The organism is Streptomyces sp. NPDC060000, from assembly GCF_042737375.1.
Classification (GTDB): domain Bacteria; phylum Actinomycetota; class Actinomycetes; order Streptomycetales; family Streptomycetaceae; genus Streptomyces.
In genome coordinates, this window is record NZ_JBHWUU010000049.1 from 35,949 (window position 1) to 61,035 (window position 25,087).

Here is a 25,087-nt window from a genome sequence, read left to right on the forward strand (position 1 = left end):
CCGGGCTGGACCCCGGCCCCGGCCCTGGCCCCGGGCTGGACCCTGGCCCCGGCCCTGGCCCCGGGCTGGACCCTGGCCCCGGCCCTGGCCCCGGGCTGGACCCTGGCCCCGGCCCTGGCCCCGGGCCGGACCCCGACCCCGGCCCTGGCCCCGGGCCGGACCCCGACCCCGGCCCTGGCCCCGGGCCGGACCCCGACCCCGGGCCGGAGCCGAGTGAGCGCACGGCGTTCGCCGCCAGGTTCCTCGGCTCGCTCGGCCGGGCGCACCCCGGGCTCACCCTCGGTGCCGCCGAGGCGTTGCGGCTCGCGCCGCTGGTGGAGGCGTGGTGGGGCGCGGGGGCGAGCAGTGCGCAGCTGCGGGCCGCGCTGACGGACGGCCTTCCGAGCCGCGTGTACTCGCCGCTGGCACTGATCGAGAACCGCCTGCGTCGTAAGTGCCCGGCACCGCCGACGCCGGCTCCCACCACGACCGTCGAGATCGGCCGGCTCCCACCACGACCGTCGAGATCGAACTGCGCAAGCCCGGCGCCGTCGGGTATCGCGAGGCCGCCCGCCGGGGCAGCGCGATGGCCAGAGCGTTGCTGCGCGGGCAGCCGGCGCTCGCGTAGGCGCCCCCGCAGGCTCCTGGCCGCACGCCCGTGACGTGCCGGGTTTCCCAACCGAAAGGAACGTGATGACCGCATTGCTCGAGCGGACCGAGGCGGTATACCGGAGGTATACTGTCGTCATGGCTGACACCACCGTCAAGGTCGACCCCGCCGTCCGTGACCGCCTCATGGTGCTCGCCCGTGAGCGCGGGATGACCATGCGCGACCTGATCGCCGAACTGGCGGGAGCCACGCCGACGCGGGAGGAACTGCGCAAGCGTTACGAGAAGGCGAAGGCGTACTGCGAGACACACTTCGGCGTGACGCTCACGGACGAGGACCACGACCGCGCGGAGAAGGTCTGGCAGGACCTCGAGGCCGGCCGACCCGTGGACAGTCTGTGAGCGGCGCGAGGGCCGGATCGACCGGCGTCGTCTTCGACGAGTCGGCGCTGCTGGCGCTGGGCTCGGGGAACTCTCTCGCCTCGCAGTTCGTGTCGAACGCCGAGCACGGGCCGACTCGGCACGTGTACGTACCGGCGCTCTGCCTGGCCGCCGCCGACGGGATGCGCAAGGGGCTCGCGGAACACGTCGGCGCCCTGCTCGCCGTCGAGATCGTCGAGTTGGACTTCGCGGGCGCGTCCACGGTGGGTGCGTTGCTGCGCGACGGCGTGGAGTGGCGGCTCGGGCACGCGGTTCACCTGTCCAGGCCGACGGTCGACTGGCCGGACGGACGGCATGTCGTGACCGTCGATCCCGACCTGTACGCGGAGATGCCCCTCGTCCGTACGATCAGGTTGCCGCACCGGCGATAGCGGGTGAAGGCGCCCGCCCGGTGTCGTCGGGCGGGCGCCTCCCACAAGGGAGGAATGCCGCATACAGGCATATCCTGGTGGCGACATTCGCGTGCGTCGGCCAGAAGAAGGTGAGTGCGATGCGCGTACTGCTCAAGGCGTGCATGGACACGGAGAAGGCGAACGAGGCCATCCGGAGCGGCACCCTGGCGAAACTGATCCAGGAGTCGATGGAGCAGATCAAGCCCGAGGCGGCCTACTTCACCACCGACCACGGCAAGCGCACCGCCTACGTGTTCTTCGACATGCAGGACAGCGCACAGATGCCCGTGCTCAGCGAGCCGTTCTTCCTCAACCTCGGAGCCGAGATCTCCTACACCCCGGTGATGAACATGGAGGACGTGCAGCGGGGTCTGTCCCAGCTCGGCCGCTGACCGACCGCTGAGCTGACGGCGGTCGGCCGGGTCGGAAGCGGTCGGCTCAGCTGAAGACGATCATCGACCCCTGCGCCAGGCTCCGTGTCGCCGCCGCGTGCAGCCCCAGCCAGACGTGGCGCTCGCGCGCGAAGGGGCTGGGATCGTACGGCGCCGGAACGGCAGGCTCCTCCAACTCCGTGGGGCCGGCGGGCGGTTGCGGGGCCAACGGCGGATTGGCCGGATCGATGCCGATGGACGGAGCCACGAACTCCAGTTCCCGCAACAAGGATTGCGCGGAACCCAACGGGCCGCCGCCCGCGAGGAGTTCGTCGTTCGACAACGGCTGCGGGAAGTCGACGGGGACGTACGCGCCCGCGTGGTCGTAGTGCCAGACCAGGTGCGACTGCTTGGCCGTCGCCTCGAACATCTCCAGCAGCTGCTCGTAGTCGCCGCCCAGTTCGTCCACCGGCGTCACCGGCAGTCCGCACACCTGCAGTAGGTAGGCGCGGCGCAGGAAGTGAAGGGCGTCGTAGTCGAAGCCGGCCACCGGGGCGACCTCGCCGGACAGCCCGGGCATGTACTGGTACACCGGCACCGGCGGGAGACCCGCCTCGGCCAGCACCTTGTTGTACTGGGCGAGTTCGTCGGCGAAGGGATTGTCGGGGGTGTGGCACAACACGTCGACGAGCGGCACGAGCCACAGGTCACAGGCCAAAGAGAGCTCCTCACTCAGTACGTTGACCGGTCAGGGAAGACTAGTCGGTGCGGCACGCGTCAGCTCCCCTCGTGCAGGTCCCATACCCACACTCCGGCCACCCGCCCACCCGGCCGGCCCACCAGCTTGTCCACCGTCTCACGCAGCCGGTCCGCGTGCGGCTGCGGGGCCAGCACCAGTGCGCCCGCCCGCCAGTACGCGAGGTCCTCGCGGGTCGCGGCCCGGGCGCGGGCGTCGACCACCGGGACCACGCCCGTATACCGCACGTCGCGCAGCAGACTCGCCGTGAAGCGCAGCGGGACGCCGTAGACGCCGGTGCGGTCGCCGTCGCCGAAGGGGCCGTTGAAGTAGCCGCCGGGCATCCGGAAGCCGAGGCCGGCCGCCGTCTGCCAGTGCAGCGCCTCGGCGTCCTCCGGTTCGGCGAGCGGCACCGGGACCAGGGTCTCGCCACCCCGGACGTACGTCTTCCAGGTGCCGTCGGTGAAGAAGGCGGGCACCTCGGCGCGCGGCTCGGACGTCAGCGGGGCGGGGACGAGGGGGAGCAGGGCGAGGCAGACGGCGAGCAGTCCGGCGTACTGCGTGCCCAGGCGGCGGGCCCGTGCCAGCCGGTCGATCGCCAGGGCGAGCAGCATGCCCAGTGGCGGGGCGCAGACCAGCGCGACCCGGCTCTCGATGACCGACTCGAAGAGAGGGAGGCCGGCGAGCAGGGCCCAGGGCCCGGGGACGGTGACGCCGGTGAGGGGGAGGGCGATGCGTGAGCCGAGGGACAGCACGGCCGCGCCCGCCGCCGTGCAGGCCAGCGCTCTGACCACGGGCCGCCGCCACAGCCCCGCCGTGATCGCGAACGCGAGCAGGACGAGCGGCCAGCCGTAGAACGCGTTCTGCTCGGTCGGGTTGAGGGAGAGGGCGTCGGCGCGCCGGGCGTCGCCCGCGATCAGGGAGCGCTCGGCGAAGGAGAGCAGCGCCCGGACGGAGTTGGCGACGCCGGGCGCGGTGCCGTGGTCGATGCCGGTGTAGCTCTGCGGGCCGGAGAACTGCCAGGCCAGCGGGTAGAGGACGAGCGGGAGACAGACGGCGGCGGCGATCGCCAGACCGTTCAGCAGCGGGCGGGCCGCCTTCCGCGCCACGTCGGGGCGTACGGCGCCGTAGGCGACGGCGAACACCAGCATGCCCAGCGCGGCGAGCAGCAGGGGCTCCTCGCCGAGGAAGAACTGGTAGGCCGCCATCAGGCCGAGGACGACCGCGTCCCGGGTGACCCGCTCGCCGGTCGTGAGCCGCAGGGCCCGTTCGATGATCGCCGGGATCATGAAGAGCACGACGAAGTTCGGGTGGGCGTTGGCGTGGCTGATCATGGGCGGCGCGAACGTGGCCAGCGCGGCCCCGGCGAAGGCGGCCGCGCGCTGCCGGACGAGCCGTTTCACGATCAGCCGGTACCAGGCGGTGGCCGTCGCCGCGAGGCCCAGCGTCATCACCAGGGTGAGCGTCACGGCCGGGCCGAGCAGCAGCGTGACGGGGGTGAGCGGGACGGACAGGCCCGGCATCGTGGTGTTGGCCATCAGGTTCACGCCGCCGGGGAAGCCCTGGAGGTCGGTGAAGAGGGGATTGCGCAGGTGGGCGACGTTGTCGGCGGTCACCGCGAAGAACCACTCCCACTGGTTCTGGTCCTGGAGGGAGTCGGTGAGATAGCGGTGGGCCGGGTCGGGGAGGCGGCCGGAGCAGAGGGCCACCGCCATCGCGAGGAAGAGAAGGACGGCGACGATGTCCGCCGGTCCCGGCACCGGCATCCGGAGCCGGACCAGGTCGCGCAGGAACCGTAGGTAGTCCGCGGGGCGGACCTTGGAGCCGGGCCGGTGCGACCAGTGCACGGGCACCTCGGCGACCGGCCAGCCGACGCGCTGGAAGTGCCGGAGCACCTCCACGTCGATGGCCCAGCCGTTGAGGCGGGAGGCGGCGAAGGCGGTGCGGGCGCTGTCGCCGTCGAACAGCTTGAACCCGCACTGGGTGTCACGCGTTCCGCGCAGGGTCGTCCGGCGTATGAGGAGGTTGCCCGCCGCGCCGAGGAGTTCGCGTATCCGGTGCTGGCGGTCGCCGAGGGTCGCGCCGGGCACCGCGCGTGAGCCGATCGCCGCCGCGTGCCCGTCGGCGAGCGCCTTCTCCAGGTGCTCCAACTCCTCGACGGGAGTGGCGAGATCGGCGTCCATGACCAGGACATGGCCGCCCCGGCTGGCGGCGACTCCGTGGCGCAGCGCGTGGCCCTTGCCCCGGTTGCCGGTGCCGGAGCCGAGGACGAGCCGCACCCGGGGGTCGCGGCGGACGGTGACCAGTTCGCGGGTGGCGTCGGTGGAACCGTCGTCGGCGACCAGGATCTCCCAGGTGCGCCAGTGGCTGCCGGTCGCGTCGAGATGGCGGGTGACGGCGTCCAGGGTGGGGCCGAGCCGGCGCTCCTCGTTGTAGGCGGGGATGACGACGGAGAGCTCGACGGGCGGGGTGCGCTGCGCGGTGACGGGTGTGCCGGGGGCTTCCGCCCTGCTCATTCCGCCGCCAGCCGCTCGATCAGGGCGATGGAGTCGTCGTTGTACGCGGCGAGGATCACGCGGGCGGTGGTGGTGTCGCGGTCGTACAGGGCGTCGATCAGTTCGGTGTGGCCGGACCACAGCAGACCGCGCAGATCGCTCAGCCCGGGCAGGTACTGCACCGTGCACACCCAGGACTGCAACCGCAGCCGGTGCAGGAAGTCGGCGAGATAGGGGTTGCCGAACAGGGCGCTCAGCTCGCGCCAGAAGCGCAGGTCGTAGCCGATGAGGACGGTGAGGTCACCGGCGGACGCGGCCCGCTGCGCCTCGTCGCCTCGGCGGCGCACCCCGGCGATGGCGGCCGCGGTGCGCGGGTCGTCGTAGTTGAGGTGGCGCTGACGGCCCTCGTCGAGGGCGAGGAACATCCCTTCGATGATCAGGCTGCGCGCCTCGATCATGCCCCGGAAGTCCTTGACGGAGTACTCGTGGACCCGGAAGCCCCGGTGCTGGTCGGCCTCCAGGAGCCCCTGCGCGGAGAGGTCGACGAGGGCCTCTCGCACGGGGGTCGCGGAGACGCCGTACTGCTCGGCGATCTCCTTGACCGTGAACTCCTGGCCCGGCTTGAGCCGTCCCCCCAGCACCTCGTCGCGAAGCGCGTCGGCGATCTGCTGTCGCAGGGTGCTGCGCGTCACGGCTCCGTTGCCGGTGCTGCCGGGCATGTTCGAGGCGTCTCCATCGTCGGGGGCGGGAAAAATGGTGTGCTCGTCGGTATGTACGAGCACGCCACCTTACGCGTTCGAAGAAATCCCGGCCCTCTGCTCGCGGCGGCCAGGACCCGCCCCCGATCCGTCCCCCACCGGTCCGCCGATCGGCCCATCCGTTCGGCCCGACGGTCCCCGATCGGTCCCCGTGCGCCCGCCCCTACTCCGTGTACTCGTCGGCCACCGAGAGCGCCGCGTCCAGGGCCGCGAGGCCCTCCTTGACCTCGGACTCGGAGACGTTGAGCGGCGGCACGAAGTGGGTGCGGTTCATGTTCACGAACGGCCACGCCCCGGCCTTCCTGGCGGCCGCGCCGAAGGCGGCCATGGCCGCGTTGGCCTCGCCCGCCGCGTTGTACGGCACGAGCGGCTCGCGGGTCTCCCGGTTCTTCACCAGCTCCAGGGCCCAGAACATGCCGACCCCGCGCACCTCGCCGACGCTGGCGTGCCGCTCGGCCAGCTCCCGCAGCCCCGGCTCGACGACCGAGGCACCCAGGTTCTTCGCGTTCTCGACGATGCCCTCCTCCGCCATGACGTTGATCGTCGCGACGGCGGCGGCGCAGGCCAGCGGGTGCCCGGAGTACGTCAGACCGCCCGGGTAGGGCCGCCTGGCGAAGGTCTCCGCGATCGCGCCCGAGACGGCGACACCGCCGAGCGGCACATATCCGCTGTTCACGCCCTTGGCGAAGGTCATCAGGTCGGGCGTGACATCGAACAGGTCGGCCGCGAACCACTCGCCGGTGCGCCCGAACCCGGCCATGACCTCGTCCAGGACGAAGACGATGCCGTACGTGTCGCAGAGCTCCCGCACCCCGGCGAGATAGCCGGGCGGCGGGACCATGATCCCGGCGGTGCCGGGGATGGTCTCCAGGATGATCGCGGCGATCGTCCCCGGCCCCTCGAAGGCGATCGTCGTCTCCAGGTGTTCGAGGGCCCGCGCGGTCTCCTGCTCCTCCGTCTCCGCGTAGAAGCGGGAGCGGTAGAGGTAGGGCGCCCAGAAGTGCACGACCCCCGCCGTCGCGGTGTCGGAGGCCCAGCGGCGCGGGTCGCCGGTGAGGTTCACGGCCTGCTGGGTGCCGCCGTGGTACGAGCGGTAGGCGGACAGCACCTTGGCACGCCCGGTGTGCAGCCGGGCCATGCGCACGGCGTGCTCGACCGCGTCCGCCCCACCGTTGGTGAAGAAGATCTTGTCCAGGTCGCCGGGGGTCCGCTCGGCGATCAGCCGGGCCGCCTCCGAGCGGGCCTCGACGGCGAAGGCGGGCGCGAAGGTGGTCAGGTGTGCGGCCTGTTCCTGGATCGCGGCGACGACCTTCGGGTGCTGGTAGCCGATGTTGGCGTAGACGAGCCCGCTGGTGAGGTCGAGGTACCGCTTGCCGTCGTAGTCCCAGAAGTACGACCCCTCCGCGCCGGCCACGGCGAGCGGGTCGATGAGCTCCTGGGCGGACCAGGAGTGGAAGACATGCGCGCGGTCCGCGGCCTTCACGGCGGCGCCGGCCTGGGGGTTGGACTGAGGGGTCATGCCGGTGAGCGTAAATGTCCGCGATGCGGAAGCGGTATCGGCGTCCTGTTCCGTGGACGGGGCGATTCCGCGACAGGTTGTCGGGCGTGGAGAGGAGTCGTGACGAGATGCATTGACAGCCTGCTGTCGAAATGACAGTCTACTGTCTTGGGACTTGGAACTGAGCATCCTGGGACCCGGTTCTCCGGACTCGGTATCTCGGGACTCGGTATCTCAAGAACCCGCTTCACGAGGAGGAGCCATGAGCCGCAAGCCCGTGCATCTCGCCGTGTACGACACGCTCGCCGACTGGGAGACCGGGTTCGCCACGGCCTACCTGGCGCGCAACGGATACGAGATCCGGACGGTCGGGGGGTCGCAGGAGCCGGTGGTCAGCGTCGGGGGACTGAACATCCGGCCCGACCTGGCGCTGGACGCCCTGCGGCCCGAGGACAGCTCCCTGCTGATCCTGCCGGGCGCCGATCTCTGGGACACCTCCGACGACCTCGCGCCCTTCGCCCGCGCGGCACGCGCGTTCCTCGACGCCGGGGTGCCCGTCGCCGCGATCTGCGGGGCCACCGCGGGTCTCGCCCGCGAGGGGCTGCTCGACGACCGGGACCACACCGGCGCGGTCTCCTTCTACCTGGCCGCGACCGGCTACGGAGGCGGCGACCGGTACGTCGAGGCGGACGCCGTCACCGACACGGGTCTGATCACCGCCGGTCCGACCGAGCCGGTCGCGTTCGCCCGCGAGATCTTCCGGCTCCTCGGTGTCTACGAGGGCGAGGTGCTGGACGCCTGGTACCGGCTGTTCCACGACTCCGACGCGGCGGCCTACGCCGTGCTGGAGAAGGCGACGGCCGGCCGGTGAGCCGCGAACGCCAGGACCTGCTCAGCCGCGGCGCCCTCGGGGTGTTCCGGCTGAACGGCCAGTTCCTCGCCGTGGCGGAGGAGCTGGCCGGGCCCGCCGGGCTCACCGCCGCCTGGTGGCAGGTGCTCGGCGCGGTGCTCGGCGACCCGTTGCCGGTGTCCGGCATCGCCCGTGCGATGGGCATCACCCGGCAGAGCGTCCAGCGCATCGCGGACCTGCTGGTGGAGCGCGGCCTCGCGGAGTACCGGCCCAACCCCGCCCACCGGCGCGCCAAGCTGCTCGCGCCCACCGGACAGGGGCGGGCCGCGATCGCCCGCATCCACCCCGGGCACGCGGCCCTCGCCGACCGGCTGGCCGAGGCGTACGGGGACGCGGAGCTCGCCGCGGCCGTACACGTACTGGAACGGCTGTCCAAGGTGCTGGACGGGCTGGAGCCCGCTGTTACGCAACCGTAGACACCGCGCCGCACCACTGCCCGAACGGCCGGATTATTCTCGGCTGGAATGCACATGTCCCGATCACACATGTGCGGGAAAGGCGGCGCTGCGATGGAGAAGCTGGGCCCGGGGGACCCGCAGCGCATCGGCGGCTACCGGCTGCTCGCGCGGCTGGGCGCGGGCGGCATGGGGCAGGTCTACCTCGCCCGGTCGGACCGGGGCCGGACGGTCGCCGTGAAGCTGGTCCGGCCCGAGCTGGCGGCGCGGGAGGAGTTCCGGGCGCGGTTCCGGCAGGAGGTGCGCAACGCGCAGCGGGTCGGCGGGTTCTGGACCGCGCCCGTCCTGGACGCCGACACCGAGGCCGCCGTGCCCTGGGTCGCCACCGGCTATGTCGCTGGGCCGAGCCTCCAGCAGGTCGTGAGCCACGACCACGGCCCGCTGCCCGAGCGGTCGGTGCGCATCCTCGCGGCCGGGCTCGCCCACGCGCTGGCCAACATCCACGCGGCCGGGATCGTCCACCGTGACCTCAAGCCGTCCAATGTGATGGTCACCATCGAGGGGCCCCGGGTCATCGACTTCGGCGTCGCGCGGGCGCTGGAGAGCGTGACCGGCGACAGCCGGCTGACCCAGACCGGCGCGGTGATCGGCTCGCCCGGCTTCATGGCCCCCGAGCAGCTGCGCGGCGCCCCGGTCACGCCCGCCAGCGACGTTTTCTGCCTGGGCTCGGTCATCACCTACGCCGCCACCGGCGCCCTGCCCTTCGGCTCCGCCGACAGCGGGGCGCACGCCCTGATGTTCCGCATCGCCCAGAACGACCCCGACCTCTCGGGCGTCCCCGAGGGCATCGCCGACCTGGTCCGCGGCTGTCTGCGCAAGGACCCGGGCGCCCGCCCCTCCCTGGACCGCGTCCTGGAGCTCACCGGCGTCGACGACACCGTCTCCGACGGCCGCTCCCGCGACCCCTGGCTGCCCGGCGCCCTCGTGGCCCAGCTCGGCCGCCACGCCGTGCGGTTGCTGGAGGTGGAGAACCCTGAGAGCACGGAGGGCACGGACCCTTCCCCCTCCGGCCCCCCGTCCTCCTTCGGCTCCCCGTCCCCCTTCGGCTCGCCGTCCTCTTCCGGCTTCCCGTCGCGTTCCGCGCCGGGCGCGTACTCGGCGGCCGGCTCCGAGGCCTTCCCGGAACACTCCGGTCCGCGCGGCGACGCGCCCTCGCCGGACCACCGCCCCACGCTGCTCGCGGGCGCCGACGGCATCCCGTCGCAGCCCCTCCCGCCCGGTGCGCAGCCCGCCCCGGTCCACCCGGCGTACGGCCGGCCCCAGCAGCACCCGCAGCCGGCCGCGCCCCCGGCCCTGCCGGCCGGGTGGTCGGCGGCGCCCGGTGCGGACGCGCCGTACAACCCGTACGCGGACGGCACGGCGGGCCCCGGCCCCGCCCCCGGGTACGGCCCCGCCCCCGGGTACGGCCCGTACGGGCCGGCCGACCCCGCCGACCCGACCGGCCCGCAGGAGCCGTCGCGCCGCAGCGGCCGGACGACCGCCCTGCTCGTCGCGGTCGCCCTGGTGGTCGCGGTCGCGGCCGGCGGCTCGGTGTACGCGTTCATGAACGGCGACGGCGACGCCACCGCACAGCCGACGCCCACCACGTCCAGTGCCGCGAAGGGATCGGAGCTGCCCTCCCCGGACTCGACCGCGTCCTCCTCCTCGTCCGCTTCCGCGTCACCCTCCGCGTCCTCGACGGACGGCGTGGTCCCGGCGGCCTACCTCGGCACCTGGACCACCACGATCGACAGCGCGAGCGGCACCGACACGCGCCGGCTGACCCTCGCCCAGGGCCAGGTCGGCGACAAGGTGCTCGCGCTCGTCGCCGACGGAAAGGGGTACCACTGCGAGTTCAGCGCCGCGCTCTCCCGACGCCCGGGCGGCGACGGCCCGCTGGAGATCGGCCCCTCCGAGGTCACCACCGGCGAGCCCCTCTCGGCGTGCAGCCCCGGCGAGGCCTCCGAGGTCACGCTCCTCGCCGACGGCAGACTGCGCCGGGTGAACACCGGCACCGGGGAGAAACTGACCTACACCCGTCGGTGAACGTCCGGCGAACGTCCGCCGACCGGTCCGGAATGTCCCCTCGGGCGGACGTACGGTGGCCCCCGGCCATCGGGTCGGCGGGAGTGGCGGGGGCGCCCACAGTGGACTGGCTGAACGCTGAGAACGTGGTGGCCGTGGGAACGGCCTTCGTGGGCATCCTCGCGTCCGGGATCATGGTCTGGTACGAGCGCCGGGTGCCGCGCCGCAAGAGGGTCGGTTACCGCGTCCAGATGGACAACCCCATCGGCGACGACGTCCGTTCCGGCCGCGCCAACCGCCGTCTCGGCCTCTTCGACGAGGCCCCCGGCATGTCGGACGCGACGCTCGTCCTGCTGCGCATCGAGAACGACGGCTCGCAGGGCATCGCCCGCGACGACTACACGGGCCCCGAACGCCACGGCCTGACCGCCGTCTTCACCGACCGCACCATCCGCGGGGTGTCGGTCACCCAGCCGACCGACACCGACCACCTCATGGACCACTTCACCGCGGACCGGGGCTTCGGCTACGACGGCAACACGCTGCGCATCCCCCGCGTCCCGCTCAACCCCCGCGAGCACTTCAAGCTGCTCGTGCTGCTGTCGGGCGGCGACGTCGGACGGGGGATACGGCTGTACGGAGGTCTGCGCGACGGCGAGGTGCACCCCAACCGCAGCGCGACCCCGGACGACACCCCGCCGCTGTTCAGCCGGGCCGCCCGGCTGATCTCCATCCTGCTCACGGTCTGTGTGGTCACCCTCGCGACGATCGTCGTCGTCGGCGACGACCCGCCCCCGGTCGGCTGCGAGCGCGGCACGCTCACGGTCACCGGCTCGACCGCCTTCGCACCGGTGGTCCGGGAGGCGGCGGCCAAGTACGAACGGGACTGCGAGGGCGCGCACCTCACCGTGGACCCGCACGGCTCGACGGCCGGGATCCGTGAACTCGCCGCCGCCGGCCTCGCGGGCAAGAAGGGATCTCCGCCGGTCGTCGCCCTCTCCGACGGCCCCAGGCCGGCCGGGCTCGACGAACTGCGCGAGAACCGCGTCGCCGTGTCGGTGTTCGCCCTGGTCGTCCACGACGACGTCGAACTGAGGAACCTCTCCACGGCGGACGTGCGGCGGCTGTACCGGGGGGAGATCGCCAACTGGGACCAGGTCGGCGGGCCGCACCTGCCGGTGGTCCTGGTCAGCCGGGACGCCAACTCCGGGACCCGGCAGGTGTTCCAGCGGCGGGTGCTGGGCCGCGGCGAGATCGCCAACTCGTCCGTCGACTGCGTCCACAAGGACGACCCGACGGCCCCGGTCGTCCGCTGCGAACTCGACTCCACCGACCAGGTGCTCTCCACGGTCGCCGCCGTCCCGGGCGCGATCGGCTACAGCGAGCTCAACCTGGCCGGCCGCGCGAAGGGCCTGCACCCGCTCGACCTCGACGGCGACCCGCCCTCCGTGGACGCCCTCGAACACGGCACGAGCGGCTACCCGTACCGCGAGATCGAGTACGCCTACACCTACGGCCGGCCCCCGGCCGACTCCCTGGCCTCGAGCTTCCTGACCTACCTCACCCGGGGCAACGGCCAGGACGTGATCCGCACCCACGGCCACCTGCCGTGCTGGTCCCCGGAGGGCCTGCGCCTGTGCCAGTCAAGCCCGTCCGGACCATCAAGCCCGTCCGGGGGTGCCCCCTCCGGGGGAGCTTGAGGACGAGGCCGTCAAGGCCGAAAGGGGGGTCCGAGGGTGCAGCCCCCAGGGGCGGGACGGTAAGGGGCGGCGGGGGCGAAAAAGCCGCCGCCGCGCGCTCACCGCGGCTCCGGCGGCCGCTGCCGAGGCATGTTCGGCCGGGCGTTCGCTCCCGGCGGCATCGGAAACCGCCCGTACCCCCCGCCCACGTCCGCCCGCCCGCCGGAGGCACCCGCCGCCTGCATCCCCATCGGCGTCGGCCCGGTCCGGAACTCGACCATCCAGTCCGCCGTCTCCGTACGCACCAGCTCCGTGACGTCCTCCGAGAACCGGCGCAGCACCGCCAGGCACCGCTCGGCGGCCTCGCTCGCCGTGCCCTCCGCCGGACCCAGCACCTCCCGGACACTCTCCGATGCCCAGTCGAACTGGAGCACCTGGAGCCGGCGCTGCACGGCCTGCGCGGTGGCCACGTCCCTTATCCAGCCGGACGTCACGCCGAAGAACCGGTCCACCGCAAGGCACGCCACCGCGAGCAGCAGTGCCAGATACCCCCAGGGGGCGACCCCGCCCATCACCCGGGTGAGGTCCAGCAGCGGCAGCGCCGCCGCGCACACCGCCCCCGCCGCCGCCCCGGTGCGCAGACCCCGGGCGGCACGGCGCTTCCACACCCGGTCCGCGAGGTACCAGGCGGCGGTCTCCAGCGCCCCGCGCTCCACCCACCGGTACAGCTCGTTCAGCCGCTCGGCGGGCTCGCCCCAGTCCCCGAGCGGAAACGTCCGCCCCACCAGATCGCCCGGCCGCAGCCCGGCCGCGCCCTCACCCCGCCCGTCCTGAGGCGGACCCTCGGGCTGCATCTCCGGCTGCTGACCCACCGGCACTCCCTACTGATCCCGACCGATTGATCCCGACCGTTGATGCCGACCGGTCCCCACCGCTCACGTTGCGTGACACCCGTGACGCCTGATGCTGACGCGCCGGACCTTTCCTACCTCCCAATGGGTGGCGAAGAGGAAGGTTTCACCTCTTTTACGCCTGGAAGTGGGCCTTGATCAGGTATAGGCCCCACACATAACTCACTCGAAAGAGTGCTGGGGCGACACCCGCACAGACCACGTAGGCTCGTGCCGAGCGGGAAAAGCCCGCCCGAAGGCACGCCCGACAGTCGTAGGACACAGGAGCTGATCGTGATTCCCGGTGGTGGCCAGCCCAACATGCAGCAGCTGCTCCAGCAGGCCCAGAAGATGCAGCAGGACCTGGCCCTCGCTCAGGAGGAACTGGCGAACACGGAGGTCGACGGGCAGGCGGGCGGCGGCCTGGTGAAGGCCACCGTGACCGGCTCCGGCGAGCTGCGCGCCCTGCGGATCGACCCGAAGGCGGTGGACCCGGACGACACCGAGACCCTCGCCGACCTGATCGTCGCGGCCGTCCACGCGGCCAACGAGAACGCGCAGACGCTCCAGCAGCAGAAGCTCGGCCCGCTGGCCCAGGGTCTGGGTGGCGGCAGCGGCATCCCGGGACTGCCTTTCTAGGACCGGCCCGCCTTACGCGGACCGGCCTCGGCCAACTACCGTACGTACCGCAAGGAACCCCAGGAAGGACGGCAGTCCGTTGTACGAAGGCGTGGTCCAGGACCTCATCGACGAGCTGGGGCGACTGCCCGGCGTCGGTCCCAAGAGCGCGCAGCGGATCGCCTTCCACATCCTCCAGGCGGAACCGACGGACGTACGGCGGCTCGCGCAGACCCTCATGGAGGTCAAGGCGAAGGTCCGCTTCTGCGCGACCTGCGGCAACGTGGCGCAGGAGGAGCTGTGCGGCATCTGCCGCGACCCGCGCCGCGACCCGACGGTCATCTGCGTCGTCGAGGAACCGAAGGACGTCGTCGCGGTCGAGCGCACCCGTGAGTTCCGTGGCAGGTACCACGTCCTGGGCGGCGCGATCAGCCCGATCGAGGGCGTCGGCCCCGACGACCTGCGGATCCGGGAACTGCTCGCGCGGCTGGCCGACGGTACGGTCACGGAACTGATCCTCGCCACCGACCCGAACCTGGAGGGCGAGGCGACGGCCACGTACCTCGCCCGCATGATCAAACCCATGGGCCTGAAGGTCACCCGCCTGGCCAGCGGCCTCCCGGTGGGCGGCGACCTGGAATACGCGGACGAGGTCACCCTCGGCCGCGCCTTCGAGGGGAGACGACTCCTAGATGTCTGACGCCACGCTGCACGCGACCGAACGGAACCCGGACGACTTCGCGGTCCAGATCGCGGACCAGGTCGAGAGCTTCCTGGTGGCTGTCACGGAAGTGGCGAAGGGCGACGAGCCGGGCCTGGCTGTCCCCTTCCTCCTTCTGGAGGTCTCCCAGCTGCTCCTGGCCGGCGGTCGCCTCGGCGCCCACGAGGACATCCTCCCCGACGAGCGCTACGAGCCCGACCCGGGCTTCGAGCCGGACGCCGACGAGCTCCGCGAGAAACTGGCCCGTCTGCTGGAGCCGGTGGACGTCTACTCGGAGGTCTTCGACCCGTACGAGCCCCGCAAGGCGCCCGTGCCGGCCCGGATCTCCGACGACCTCGCCGACGTGATCGCCGACCTGCGTCACGGCATGGTCCACTACCGCGCGGGCCGCGTCACCGAGGCCCTGTGGTGGTGGCAGTTCTCCTACTTCTCCAACTGGGGTTCCACGGCCTCGGCGACCCTGCGCGCCCTGCACTCGGTGCTCGCCCACATCCGGCTCGACCAGCCCCTCGCGGAACTGGACGGCCTCGACACCGACCAGAGCGCCCTCGGCGACGAGACCCTCGAGTTCGAGGCCGGCCGGGTCATGGCGGAGGAGATCGGCGAGCGCCTGGGAGTACACCCGGCGACCTAGGCGTGTCCCGGCCGTCGCGCCCGTCCTGCCACGCGGCCCTTCCCCCCGGTCGGGCCGGTGTCCGACCCGGCGTCAGACGGGTAGGGCCGGCCGGACGGGTACGGGCGGTCAGATGGGTACGGCCGCGCCCGTGACGGCTATGCCGGTGTCCCGTCCGGCGGGGACGGAGACCGTGATGGTGCTCGGGCGGCCCATGTCCGCACCCTGATGGATCGTCAGGGTCGCCGGGACGGGGACGAGTTCGAGTTCGCGCAGATAGCCGCCGAAGGCCGCGGCCGCCGCGCCGGTGGCCGGGTCCTCGACCACCCCGCCGGGCGGGAAGGGGTTGCGGGCGTGGAACACGGTGGGCGACTCCCGCCAGACCAGGTCGATCGTGGTCCAGCCCCGGCGGGCCATCAGCGCGGTGAGCGCGGGCATGTCGTAGTCGAGGTCGGCCAGCCGGCTGCGGTCGGCGGCGGCGACGACCGGATGCCAGGCGCCCGCGTAGGCCGCGCGGGGCGGTAGCGCCGGGTCGAGGTCGTCGGCGGACCAGCGCAGGGCGGACAGCAGCTCGGCCAGGTCGGCTTCCGCGAGGGGCCCGGTGTGCGGCGCGACGCTCACCAGGGTCGCCACGGTCGTCCCGTCGTCGGCCACGGCGGTGGTGACCGGGACGACGCCCACACCGGTCTGCAGGATCAGTGTCCCGGTGCCGTGCCGGTCGGCGTGGGCCACGGCCGTGGCGATCGTCGCGTGCCCGCAGAACGGCACCTCGGCGAGCGGGCTGAAGTAGCGGACGGACAGGGTGCCGTCGTCGGAGGGTGTCACGAACGCCGTTTCGGAGTAGCCCACTTCGGCCGCCGTCGCCAGCATCGTCGCGTCATCGGCACCGGTGGCGTCCAGCACGACACCCGCGGGGTTGCCGCCGGCCGGGTCGGTGCCGAAAGCCACGTAACGCAGTACGTCCATCGTCATGGTGTACCTGTCTACACCATGCCTTCGGGAGTGCGCTCCCTCGTTTCCGCAGGTCCGGGACGGGATCGTTGATCTCGCAAGGGAAACCTCGCAAGCGAACGACTCCCCCGGATCCCACTCCTCGAAGGACGTCCCGTCATGAAGGCCCTGCTCTCCTCCCGCCCCGTGCTGTGGTTCCTCTTCCTCTTCAACCTCGCGGTCGCCGCCGCCGCACCCTTCGTGGTCGACGGATCGCAGGGCGTGCTGACGGCGGTCGGCATGGGTGTCGTGTCCCTCGGCGCCGGCGTCAGCCTGGTCCGTGACCGGGGCGGGCGGGCCACCACCTGAGAAGGGGCGGTTCCCGGGAATTGGCGGTGTCCTGTACGTCCCCTGTACGCGGGCTGCACGGGCGTTAACCGGCCGGACGCGAGTCTTGAGTCATCCCGACAGCAGCCAGCCGCACAGGAGTTGCGATGACCCGCAAGACCCGCATACGCGCCGCCCTCGTCACCGCCACCGCCGTCGTCACCGCCGCCACGGTGTCGGTCGGAGTCAGCGCGGCCGGCTCCGAGAAGCCCTCGAAGCCCACCGAGAAGCGGATCGCCGCCCTCTTCGACGGCTGGAACGCCGCGCTGCGGACCGGCGACGCGGACACGGTGGCCGACCGCTACGCCAAGGACGCGGTCCTGCTGCCCACCGTCTCCAACAAGGTCCGCACCGACCGCGCCGGCATCGTCGACTACTTCGAGCACTTCCTGCAGAACAAGCCGGTCGGCAAGAAGGTCCAGACGATCATCGACGTGCTCGACAGCGACTCCGCCATCGACACCGGCGTCTACGAGTTCACCCTCACCGACCCCGGCACCGGCAAGAAGCGTGTCGTCGAGGCCCGTTACACCTACGAGTACGAGAAGCGCGACGGCGTGTGGAAGATCGTCAACCACCACTCGTCCGCGATGCCCGAGGGCTGATCAGCTTGTTCGCCCCGCGGCCCGGAGCGTGACGCGTACGCACAGGCCGCCCCCTGGAGCGTCCGCCAGGGCCACCGTCCCGCCGTCGTCCGTCACCAGCTGTTTGACGACGGCGAGGCCGAGACCGGAACCGGAGCGCCCGGTGAGGCCCTGACCGCGCCAGAAGCGGTCGAAGGCGCGGGCCTTCTCCGCGTCCGACATGCCCGGACCCTCGTCGAGGACCGACAGCACCACCCTGTCGCCCGCCGGCTCCGCCCGGACGGTGATCCGCCCGCCGTCGGGTGACACCTCCAGGGCGTTCGAGAACACGTTGTCCAGCACCTGGTCCAGATGACCGGGGCTGGCCAGCACAGACGGCCGGCCGTCGACACCACTCCCCCTGAGCGCGATGGTGACTCCGCGCTCGTCGGCGGCCGGCCTCCACACCGACAGGCGTTCCGCCACGATGTCGGTCAGCGACAGCGGTTCCGCCGCCGTCACCTTGGCCTCGGCCCTGGCCAGCACCAGCAGACCGTTGACCAGCCGGCTCATCCGCACCACCTCGGCGGTTGCCTGCTCCACGTCCTCCCGTACGAACTCCTCGTCGACACCGTCCGCGATGTTGTCCAGGGAGAGGCGGAGCGCCGTCAGCGGGGTCCGCAGCTGGTGCGAGGCGTCCGCCACGAAGATGCGCTGCGAGGCGATCAGCGTGTCGAGGCGCTCGCCGGCCTGGTTGAGCGTGCGCGCCAGGGTCTGGGTCTCCTGGGGGCCCGTCACGGGGGAGCGGGCCGTCAGGTCGCCGTCGCTGAACTTGCTCGCCATGTCGTTCAGCTGGCGCAGCGGGAGGGTGATGCGGCGGGCGACGACCGTGCCGATCAGCGCGGCCACGCCGAGCACCGCCACGGCGAGGCCCGCCCGGAAGCCCCAGATCGTCCACAGCCTGTGGGTGAGCCCCGAGGTCGAGTGGACGATCCGTACGGCACCGGCGACCCGGCCGCCGTCCTTCGCGGGGACGGTGATCACCAGCTCGCGGCCCCAGATGAGGTCCGAGCCCCAGTCGGTGGTCGGCCGGCCCTGCTCCAGGGCCCTGGCCAGCGCCGCGTCCCGGCTCGGGCGCGGCACGTCCGCCGCGCATCTGCCGGTGGCCGTGACCTGGACCTCGTCCTTGCCCTTCGTCTCCACGGCGTACGCCCCGGCCATCTTCTCAAGTGCCCGGCAGGAGGCGGTGTCGCCGTTGCCCAGCAACAGCGCCATGGTGGTCGCCTCGCGTTCGATGGACCCCTCGGTGTCGCCGCGCAACTGGGCGGTGAGGGTGAAGGCCACCGGCACGGTGAACAGGAGGATGGCGACGGCCACCAGCAGCACATAGCTGCGGATGAGCTGCTTGATCATGACGCCGGGCCACCGGGGCCGGGGACGGGGCCGGGACCGGCGGCGGTCCCGCCGACGACCTCCAGCCGGAAGCCGACGCCCCGCACCGCCTCGATGGCGACGACCCCGGCGAACTTCCTCCGCAGCGCCGCCACGTGCACGTCCAGCGTCTTCGTCGGCCCGAACCAGTTCGCGTCCCAGACCGCTTCCATGATCTGCTCGCGCGACATCAGCGCGCCCGGCTCCTCGGTGAGGAACGACAGCAGGTCGTACTCCTTCGGCGCTAGGGCGACCACCTCGCCGTCCACGTGGACGCGGGCCGCCTTGCGGTCCACGGTCAGCCGGGAGCCGTAACGGTCCGCCCCGCCGGTCCCGCTGTCCGCCGCCGTACGCCGCTGCACGCGCCGCATCACCGCGCGTATCCGCGCGATGACCTCCCGGACCCCGAACGGCTTGGACACGTAGTCGTCGGCGCCCAGCTCCAGGCCGACCACCCGGTCCGTCTCGTCGCTGCGGGCGCTGATCACGATGATCGGGACGTCGCCGCGCTCGCGCAGCGCCTTGCAGACGTCGAGGCCGTCGGTGTCGGGCAGGCCCAGGTCCAGCAGGACGACGTCGTAGGGGTCGGAGTGGGCGAGCGCGGCGGCGCCCGTGGTGACCCAGTCGACCTCGAAGCCGTAGCGCCTCAGTCCGCGTCGCAGCGACTCGGCGACCGGTTCGTCGTCTTCCACCAGGAGTACGTGCACAGCCGCACGATAGTGCTTGAAACTTAATTCACAGCTATCACTTCGGCGTCAGTGGGAAGGGAAGACCCGACGACGGGCGTCCCGGCCGTCTTCCGGCCTCCTCCGCGGGTCTCATCGAGTCTCACCATGCGGTACCCGGGAGGCGGGATTCGGGCGCTCGTTAGACTGAGCCGACCCGCAGTACAAGGGCGTATGTGCGGAAACAGACAAACTGAGCGAGGAGCGCACGTGGGCCTTGTCGTGCAGAAGTACGGAGGTTCCTCCGTAGCCGATGCCGAGGGCATCAAGCGCGTCGCCAAGCGGATCGTGGAAGCGAAGAAGAACGGCCACCAGGTGGTCGTCGTCGTTTCCGCGATGGGCGACACGACGGACGAGCTGATCGATCTCGCCGAGCAGGTGTCCCCGATGCCCAGCGGCCGGGAATTCGACATGCTGCTGACCGCCGGGGAGCGGATCTCCATGGCCCTGCTGGCGATGGCGATCAAGAACCTGGGCCACAGCGCCCAGTCGTTCACCGGCAGCCAGGCCGGCGTCATCACCGACTCGGTCCACAACAAAGCCCGGATCATCGACGTCACGCCGGGCCGCATCCGGACCGCGCTGGACGAGGGCAACATCGCCATCGTCGCCGGGTTCCAGGGTGTCAGCCAGGACAAGAAGGACATCACCACGCTGGGGCGTGGCGGGTCCGACACCACGGCCGTCGCCCTCGCCGCCGCGCTCGACGCCGAGGTCTGCGAGATCTACACCGACGTGGACGGCGTGTTCACCGCCGACCCGCGCGTGGTGAAGAAGGCGCAGAAGATCGACTGGATCGCCTTCGAGGACATGCTGGAGCTCGCGGCCTCCGGCTCCAAGGTGCTGCTCCACCGTTGTGTGGAGTACGCCCGTCGCTACAACATCCCGATCCACGTCCGCTCGTCCTTCAGCGGACTCCAGGGCACGTGGGTCAGCAGTGAGCCACTCGTTCACAAGACACAGCAGCAAGGGGACAAGCCGGTGGAGCAGGCCATCATCTCCGGTGTCGCACACGACACCTCCGAGGCCAAGGTCACGGTCGTCGGTGTGCCGGACAAGCCGGGCGAGGCCGCCGTGATCTTCCGGACGATCGCCGACGCCGAGATCAACATCGACATGATCGTGCAGAACGTGTCCGCGGCCTCCACCGGCCTGACGGACATCTCCTTCACGCTCCCCAAGGCCGAGGGCCGCAAGGCCATCGACGCCCTGGAGAAGAACAAGTCCGGCATCGGCTTCGACTCGCTGCGTTACGACGACCAGATCGGCAAGATCTCCCTGGTCGGCGCCGGGATGAAGACCAACCCGGGCGTCACGGCCGACTTCTTCAAGGCCCTGGCCGACGCGGGCGTGAACATCGAGCTCATCTCGACCTCCGAGATCCGCATCTCGGTCGTGACGCGCGCCGACGACGTCAACGAGGCCGTGCGCGCCGTGCACACCGCCTTCGGGCTCGACTCCGACAGCGACGAGGCCGTCGTCTACGGGGGCACCGGCCGCTGATGGCCGACAAGATGCGGCCGACGCTCGCCGTCGTGGGAGCGACCGGAGCCGTCGGCACGGTCATGCTCAAGATCCTGTCCCAGCGGGCCGACATCTGGGGCGAGATCCGCCTCGTCGCCTCCCCGCGCTCGGCCGGCCGCAAGCTGACCGTGCGTGGCGAGGAGGTCGAGGTGGTGGCCCTGTCGGAGGAGGTCTTCGACGGGGTCGACGTCGCGATGTTCGACGTGCCCGACGAGGTCGCGGCGCACTGGGCGCCGCTCGCCGCCGCCAAGGGCGTGGTCGTGGTGGACAACTCCGGCGCCTTCCGGATGGACCCGGAGGTGCCGCTGGTCGTCCCCGAGGTCAACGGGCACACGGTGCGCAACCGGCCGCGCGGGATCCTCGCCAACCCCAACTGCACGACGCTTTCGATGATCGTCGCCCTGGGCGCGCTGCACGCCGAGTACGGGCTGCGCGAGCTGGTGGTGTCGTCGTACCAGGCGGTGAGCGGGGCCGGGCGGGCCGGGGTGGAGACGCTGCGGCGGCAGATCTCGCTCGTCGCGGGCACCGAGCTGGGGACCGGCCCGGGTGATCTGCGGCGGGCCGTCGGCGACGACACCGGTCCTTTCCCGGAGCCGGTGGCGCTGAACGTCGTCCCGTGGGCCGGGTCGCTGCGCGCGGACGGCTGGTCGTCGGAGGAGATGAAGGTGCGGGACGAGTCCCGCAAGATCCTCGGGCTGCCGAAGCTGCCGGTGGCCGTGACCTGTGTGCGGGTCCCCGTGGTCACCACGCACTCCCTCACCGTGCACGCCCGCTTCCAGGACGTGGTCACCGTGGAGGGCGCCCGCGAGATCATCGCGACGGCGCCCGGTGTCGTCCTCTTCGACAACCCGGCGGCGGGGGAGTTCCCCACGCCCGCCGACGTGGTCGGCACCGACCCGACCTGGGTGGGCCGGGTACGGCGGGCCCTCGACGACCCGACGGCGCTCGAACTGTTCGTGTGCGGGGACAACCTGCGCAAGGGGGCCGCGCTCAACACCGCGCAGATCGCGGAGCTGGTGGCGGCCGAGTTGTCGTGAGGCGGTTGCGTCGTCCTGAGGCGGCCGCCCGTCGGCGGACGGGGAAGCGCTTCCGGCAGTAAAAGCACTGGCCAGGGCTTGACTGCTTTGTAGGATCTTCAGAGCAATGTGAGCCGGTCGATGATCCGAACCACTTGTATCGGACACCTTTGGCATCCGAAGATTTTCCTCCCCGCTCTCCGCAACCGTGCGCAGGGCGGGGAGCGTCTTTGCGGACACCCCTCGGGGTGGCGCAGACGTGTGAACGATCACAGCGTTCGGGGACGCGGTGATCCGGGCGTGGGGACGCCCGTTCATATGGCATACAGGGGAAGAGCGGGACACATGAGACGGGTGCGCGTGGCCTTGGTCGACGCAGAAGTGACACCGGACGCGTACAACCCCCACGGGGGGAAGTGTGTCCAACTGGCGTGGCAGAGGTACTCGAACTCCCAGTGGCGCCCCGCGGCGCGGCCCTACGGCCGCCGCGAGCCGTACTCCGACCCCGTACGCCCGGCGCGTCAAGCGGCATGCCGGTGATCGCCCCCATGCCCGCAGCGCGGCCCGCCCGCATACCCAGTCAGCGTGACGGCGTCGAAACCGCCGAAGCGACCGCCTCCGCCGAAGCGACCGCCTCCGCCGAACCGGCCGCCGACGCGAACACCGCGGCGGCCGGCACCACCGTCGACCACCTCACCGAGACCTACCGGGCCCACTACCGCTCGCTGCTCGGCCTCGCCGCCCTCCTCCTCGACGACACCGCCTCGTGCGAGGACGTCGTCCAGGAGGCCTTCATCCGCGTCCACTCCGCGCGCAAACGCGTCCGCGACCCGGAGAAGACCCTCGCCTACCTGCGTCAGACGGTCGTCAACCTCTCCCGCTCCGCCCTGCGCCGCCGCATCCTCGGCCTGAAGCTGCTCTCCAAGCCGATGCCGGACATGGCCAGCGCGGAGGAGGGCGCCTACGACCTCCTGGAGCGCGACTCGCTCATCAAGGCGATGAAGGGCCTCCAGCGCCGACAGCGCGAGGTCCTCGTGCTGCGCTACTTCGCCGACATGACCGAGGCCCAGGTCGCCGAGGCCCTCGGTGTCTCCCTCGGCTCGGTCAAGGCCTACGGCTCCCGGGGCATCGCCGCCCTGCGCATAGCCATGGAGGCGTCGGCGTGAGCGGCGAGACCGGAGGTCAGGGCGCCCACGGGAACCACGACAGTCACGAGCGCCACGAGCCTTTCGCGTGGCACGAGCCGACACCGTCGGCGCGTACACAAGAGCCGAAGCAATCGCACGCTGGGAACTCAACCGTGAACCACCACCTCGACGACCAGGGTCCGGACGGGCTCGACTCGGACGAGCTGGCACTGCGCCGGATGCTGCACGGCGCCGTCCAGGAGATGGAGCCGCGCGACGGCACGCTCGACCATCTGCGGCGGGCCGTGCCCGTCCGGCGGGCCCGCAAGCGGCAGGCGGCCGTCGGCATGGCGGCCGCGGCCCTCTTCCTCGGCACCGCCGTCCCGGCCGTGCTGCACGTCTCCAACGCGAGCGGTTCCGACGCCAACCCTTCCATCGCCGGCCAGGCCTCACAGGCGCAAGGAGGCGCGGACCAGGGCAAGAACCCTGACGGCGGCTCCTCGGGCAAGGTCGGCGGCTCCTCCGGCAAGACCGCCGAGCAGGGCAAGGGCGGCGCCACCGGCTCCGGCCAGGGCAAGGAGTCCGCGGGCGGCACCGCCTCCAGTGGCACCGGTCCCTCCGCTTCGTCGTCGAGCGCGCCCGCCTGCGCGGCGGACCAGCTCGACGCGGGCACGCCCACCGTCGAGGTCCCCGACGCGGCAGGCACCGTCTACGGCACCTTCCGCATCCAGAACACCTCCGGAAGCAGCTGCGACGTCGGCGGCGCGGTCTCCGTGACGTTCGGCGCCCAGGGCGCCGCCGACGCCACGAAGATCACCGTCGTGGAACACGCCTCCGGGGACGTGGCGGCCGGCCTGCCCGACCCCTCGCTCTACGTCTCCCAGCTCGCACTCGCGCCCGGCTCCGCCTACGAGGTGAAGTTCGCCTGGGTGCCCTCCGAGACCTGCCCCACCGCGGGCAGCACCAGCGGCGGCGACAGCGGCGGCTCGGCCTCCCCCTCACCGACCCCGACCGAGCAGTCGAGCACGACCGGCGAGACCACCTCCGGCACTTCGGCGCAGCTGTTCACCGCGGACGGCACGGTCGACGGCAGCGTGAACGTGTCCTACACGGCCGAGGGCGGCTCCCCGACGAGCGTGGCCACGGTGTCGAACGCCTGCGCCGGGACGATCTACCGGACGGGCGTGCTGGCGTCTTCCTGATCCGTCCCGCTCCGCTCGGCGGACGCGGAGCACGAGGCGGACGCAGAGCCCGAGGCGGACGCGGAGCCCGAGGCGGTGTCGATGTCGGTGTCGGTGGCGATGGCGGGCTCCTCCGGGAAGATGCCGAGATCCGCGTCCCGCGCGAACTCCACCTCACGGCGCAGCAGCCGGAACCACATGAACACCACGAACCCGGCGAAGACGAACCACTCGCCGGTGTAGCCCAGGTTCTGGAACGCCTTCAGATCGAGCCCGGTGTCGGCCGCCGCGGTCGCGGGCACCGCCGTCATCCCCGGGTCGGCGGTGTCGAGCGTGACCCAGGCGTCGTAGAGGTCGTACGGCACCACGTTGACCAGCGAGGCGGCGCTGATGGCCGCGGTCTGCCCGGCAGGCAGTCCGCCCTGCGCGCTCACCCCGTTGTCGCCTGGCGTCTCGGAGGCCTGGAGCGCGCCGGTGACGGTGACCCGCCCGGCCGGCGGCGCCGGGGCCTCGGCGCTGTCGGCGCTGCCGGGCAGCCAGCCGCGTACGACGGGGAGCGCCTTGCCGCCGTCGGTGCGCAGCAGGGTCAGCACGTAGTACCCGTCCCTGCCGTCCAGCTGCCGGTCGGGCACCAGCAGCTGCCTGCCGTAGTGCCCGGTGGCGGTGGCCCGCCTGCCGGAGGTCGCCTTGTCCACGGGCAGCAGTTCGGCCAGCGGTCGCGCGCTCTCGGTCCGGGCCGACTCGGCCTGCGCCTTCGCGCTGCGGTGGTCGTCCACCCGCGCCTCGAACCGGCTCAGCTGCCAGGACCCCATGAACACGCAGAAGGGGATGGCCAGCAGCACGAAGACGTTGATCCCCCACCAGCGGGGCGTCAGCAGGAACCGGTACACCCCTCCACGGTACGGGGCGGGCGCGGAACCCCGGCCTGCGGGGGGAGGGTCATTGGTGGGAAGGAGGTGGGAAGTCGGTGGGAGTTGTCCACAGCCCGGGCACCCTGGCATCCCAAGGTGGTCAGGGGCGGGCAGTATGGGGTC

26 protein-coding genes are annotated in these 25,087 nt (G+C 72.0%); 17 read left to right on the forward strand and 9 right to left on the reverse strand.

Translation table 11 applies throughout. From position 1 onward, the window contains the following. Nucleotides 1-433 precede the first annotated feature (433 nt). The 4 genes from ACFWBB_RS24730 (at nt 434) to ACFWBB_RS24745 (ending at nt 1,813) form a co-directional block, all read left to right on the forward strand. A complete protein-coding gene (locus ACFWBB_RS24730) occupies nt 434-607 on the forward strand; it encodes a hypothetical protein (RefSeq protein ID WP_385276452.1) in 174 nt (57 codons plus the stop codon). A gap of 119 nt (nt 608-726) precedes the next feature. Then, the gene (locus ACFWBB_RS24735) at nt 727-990 is read left to right on the forward strand and encodes a hypothetical protein (RefSeq protein WP_385276455.1); all 264 of its coding nucleotides are present in this window, start codon (nt 727-729) and stop codon (nt 988-990) included. Continuing rightward, nucleotides 987-1,400: a hypothetical protein gene (locus ACFWBB_RS24740; RefSeq protein WP_385276458.1), complete on the forward strand. Its 414-nt coding sequence runs from the start codon at nt 987-989 to the stop codon at nt 1,398-1,400. Before ACFWBB_RS24735 ends, ACFWBB_RS24740 begins: the two co-directional genes overlap by 4 nt. 119 nt (nt 1,401-1,519) lie before the next feature. Further along, nucleotides 1,520-1,813, forward strand: coding sequence for a hypothetical protein (locus tag ACFWBB_RS24745; protein WP_385276461.1), 294 nt, complete (start codon nt 1,520-1,522; stop codon nt 1,811-1,813). Nucleotides 1,814-1,859: 46 nt separating this feature from the next. On the opposite strand, the gene ACFWBB_RS24750 is transcribed toward ACFWBB_RS24745, so the two are convergent. The 4 genes from ACFWBB_RS24750 to ACFWBB_RS24765 all read right to left on the reverse strand — a co-directional run bounded on the left by ACFWBB_RS24750 (nt 1,860) and on the right by ACFWBB_RS24765 (nt 7,300). Next, the gene (locus ACFWBB_RS24750) at nt 1,860-2,510 is read right to left on the reverse strand and encodes a hypothetical protein (RefSeq protein ID WP_385276464.1); all 651 of its coding nucleotides are present in this window, start codon (nt 2,508-2,510) and stop codon (nt 1,860-1,862) included. A gap of 59 nt (nt 2,511-2,569) precedes the next feature. After that, the gene (locus ACFWBB_RS24755; RefSeq protein ID WP_385276467.1) at nt 2,570-5,044 is read right to left on the reverse strand and encodes a glycosyltransferase; all 2,475 of its coding nucleotides are present in this window, start codon (nt 5,042-5,044) and stop codon (nt 2,570-2,572) included. After that, a complete protein-coding gene (locus ACFWBB_RS24760; RefSeq protein WP_385276549.1) occupies nt 5,041-5,742 on the reverse strand; it encodes a GntR family transcriptional regulator in 702 nt (233 codons plus the stop codon). The genes ACFWBB_RS24755 and ACFWBB_RS24760 overlap by 4 nt, the downstream gene beginning before the upstream one ends. Before the next feature lie 202 nt (nt 5,743-5,944). Beyond that, nucleotides 5,945-7,300 (reverse strand): aspartate aminotransferase family protein, encoded by a 1,356-nt coding sequence (locus ACFWBB_RS24765; protein ID WP_385276470.1) that lies wholly within the window; start codon nt 7,298-7,300, stop codon nt 5,945-5,947. A 241-nt stretch (nt 7,301-7,541) separates the two neighbouring features. Here ACFWBB_RS24765 and ACFWBB_RS24770 point away from each other — a divergent pair, with 241 nt between their 5' ends. From ACFWBB_RS24770 to ACFWBB_RS24785, 4 genes are all read left to right on the forward strand, one after another. Further along, nucleotides 7,542-8,150 carry a DJ-1/PfpI family protein gene (locus tag ACFWBB_RS24770; protein WP_385276473.1) on the forward strand — a complete coding sequence of 203 codons (609 nt, stop codon included), beginning with the start codon at nt 7,542-7,544 and terminating at the stop codon, nt 8,148-8,150. Then, nucleotides 8,147-8,605: a MarR family winged helix-turn-helix transcriptional regulator gene (locus ACFWBB_RS24775; RefSeq protein WP_385276476.1), complete on the forward strand. Its 459-nt coding sequence runs from the start codon at nt 8,147-8,149 to the stop codon at nt 8,603-8,605. Before ACFWBB_RS24770 ends, ACFWBB_RS24775 begins: the two co-directional genes overlap by 4 nt. A gap of 93 nt (nt 8,606-8,698) precedes the next feature. Then, entirely contained in the window at nt 8,699-10,669 is a 1,971-nt protein-coding gene (locus ACFWBB_RS24780) for a serine/threonine-protein kinase (RefSeq protein WP_385276479.1), read from the forward strand. 101 nt (nt 10,670-10,770) lie between these two features. Beyond that, the gene (locus ACFWBB_RS24785) at nt 10,771-12,348 is read left to right on the forward strand and encodes a substrate-binding domain-containing protein (protein ID WP_385276482.1); all 1,578 of its coding nucleotides are present in this window, start codon (nt 10,771-10,773) and stop codon (nt 12,346-12,348) included. 98 nt (nt 12,349-12,446) lie between these two features. Here the strand turns inward: ACFWBB_RS24785 and ACFWBB_RS24790 are convergent, their stop codons facing one another. Next, nucleotides 12,447-13,181, reverse strand: a complete 735-nt coding sequence (locus ACFWBB_RS24790; RefSeq protein WP_385276552.1) for an SLATT domain-containing protein — start codon at nt 13,179-13,181, stop codon at nt 12,447-12,449. Nucleotides 13,182-13,511: 330 nt separating this feature from the next. On the opposite strand from ACFWBB_RS24790, the gene ACFWBB_RS24795 reads away from it, so the two are divergent. From ACFWBB_RS24795 to ACFWBB_RS24805, 3 genes are all read left to right on the forward strand, one after another. Continuing rightward, nucleotides 13,512-13,856 carry a YbaB/EbfC family nucleoid-associated protein gene (locus ACFWBB_RS24795; RefSeq protein ID WP_356248582.1) on the forward strand — a complete coding sequence of 115 codons (345 nt, stop codon included), beginning with the start codon at nt 13,512-13,514 and terminating at the stop codon, nt 13,854-13,856. A 79-nt stretch (nt 13,857-13,935) separates the two neighbouring features. Next, on the forward strand, nt 13,936-14,535 hold the full coding sequence (gene recR, locus ACFWBB_RS24800) for a recombination mediator RecR (protein WP_385276487.1): 600 nt from the start codon (nt 13,936-13,938) through the stop codon (nt 14,533-14,535). Beyond that, nucleotides 14,528-15,190 carry a DUF5063 domain-containing protein gene (locus tag ACFWBB_RS24805; RefSeq protein WP_385276490.1) on the forward strand — a complete coding sequence of 221 codons (663 nt, stop codon included), beginning with the start codon at nt 14,528-14,530 and terminating at the stop codon, nt 15,188-15,190. The genes recR and ACFWBB_RS24805 overlap by 8 nt, the downstream gene beginning before the upstream one ends. 108 nt (nt 15,191-15,298) lie before the next feature. On the opposite strand, the gene ACFWBB_RS24810 is transcribed toward ACFWBB_RS24805, so the two are convergent. Continuing rightward, nucleotides 15,299-16,135, reverse strand: coding sequence for a PhzF family phenazine biosynthesis protein (locus tag ACFWBB_RS24810; RefSeq protein ID WP_385276493.1), 837 nt, complete (start codon nt 16,133-16,135; stop codon nt 15,299-15,301). Between the two features lie 144 nt (nt 16,136-16,279). Between ACFWBB_RS24810 and ACFWBB_RS24815 the strand changes: the two genes are divergently transcribed. Both ACFWBB_RS24815 and ACFWBB_RS24820 read left to right on the forward strand, forming a co-directional pair. Continuing rightward, nucleotides 16,280-16,468 (forward strand): hypothetical protein, encoded by a 189-nt coding sequence (locus ACFWBB_RS24815; RefSeq protein WP_385276496.1) that lies wholly within the window; start codon nt 16,280-16,282, stop codon nt 16,466-16,468. Nucleotides 16,469-16,593: 125 nt separating this feature from the next. Further along, nucleotides 16,594-17,091, forward strand: a complete 498-nt coding sequence (locus ACFWBB_RS24820) for an SgcJ/EcaC family oxidoreductase (protein WP_385276499.1) — start codon at nt 16,594-16,596, stop codon at nt 17,089-17,091. Here ACFWBB_RS24820 and ACFWBB_RS24825 read toward each other — a convergent pair whose 3' ends face one another. Both ACFWBB_RS24825 and ACFWBB_RS24830 read right to left on the reverse strand, forming a co-directional pair. Further along, complete coding sequence (locus ACFWBB_RS24825) at nt 17,092-18,462, reverse strand: ATP-binding protein (RefSeq protein ID WP_385276502.1); 1,371 nt, start codon at nt 18,460-18,462, stop codon at nt 17,092-17,094. It lies immediately after the preceding gene. Beyond that, on the reverse strand, nt 18,459-19,187 hold the full coding sequence (locus tag ACFWBB_RS24830) for a response regulator transcription factor (protein WP_385276505.1): 729 nt from the start codon (nt 19,185-19,187) through the stop codon (nt 18,459-18,461). The genes ACFWBB_RS24825 and ACFWBB_RS24830 overlap by 4 nt, the downstream gene beginning before the upstream one ends. Before the next feature lie 228 nt (nt 19,188-19,415). Between ACFWBB_RS24830 and ACFWBB_RS24835 the strand changes: the two genes are divergently transcribed. The 4 genes from ACFWBB_RS24835 to ACFWBB_RS24850 all read left to right on the forward strand — a co-directional run bounded on the left by ACFWBB_RS24835 (nt 19,416) and on the right by ACFWBB_RS24850 (nt 24,074). Next, complete coding sequence (locus tag ACFWBB_RS24835; RefSeq protein WP_385276508.1) at nt 19,416-20,708, forward strand: aspartate kinase; 1,293 nt, start codon at nt 19,416-19,418, stop codon at nt 20,706-20,708. Beyond that, nucleotides 20,708-21,766 carry an aspartate-semialdehyde dehydrogenase gene (locus ACFWBB_RS24840; protein ID WP_385276511.1) on the forward strand — a complete coding sequence of 353 codons (1,059 nt, stop codon included), beginning with the start codon at nt 20,708-20,710 and terminating at the stop codon, nt 21,764-21,766. The genes ACFWBB_RS24835 and ACFWBB_RS24840 overlap by 1 nt, the downstream gene beginning before the upstream one ends. A 410-nt stretch (nt 21,767-22,176) precedes the next feature. Further along, nucleotides 22,177-22,911 (forward strand): SigE family RNA polymerase sigma factor, encoded by a 735-nt coding sequence (locus tag ACFWBB_RS24845; RefSeq protein WP_385276514.1) that lies wholly within the window; start codon nt 22,177-22,179, stop codon nt 22,909-22,911. Between the two features lie 134 nt (nt 22,912-23,045). Then, nucleotides 23,046-24,074, forward strand: a complete 1,029-nt coding sequence (locus ACFWBB_RS24850) for a hypothetical protein (RefSeq protein WP_385276517.1) — start codon at nt 23,046-23,048, stop codon at nt 24,072-24,074. Here ACFWBB_RS24850 and ACFWBB_RS24855 read toward each other — a convergent pair. Further along, nucleotides 24,044-24,943: an SURF1 family protein gene (locus tag ACFWBB_RS24855; protein ID WP_385276520.1), complete on the reverse strand. Its 900-nt coding sequence runs from the start codon at nt 24,941-24,943 to the stop codon at nt 24,044-24,046. The genes ACFWBB_RS24850 and ACFWBB_RS24855 overlap by 31 nt on opposite strands. Nucleotides 24,944-25,087 lie beyond the last annotated feature (144 nt).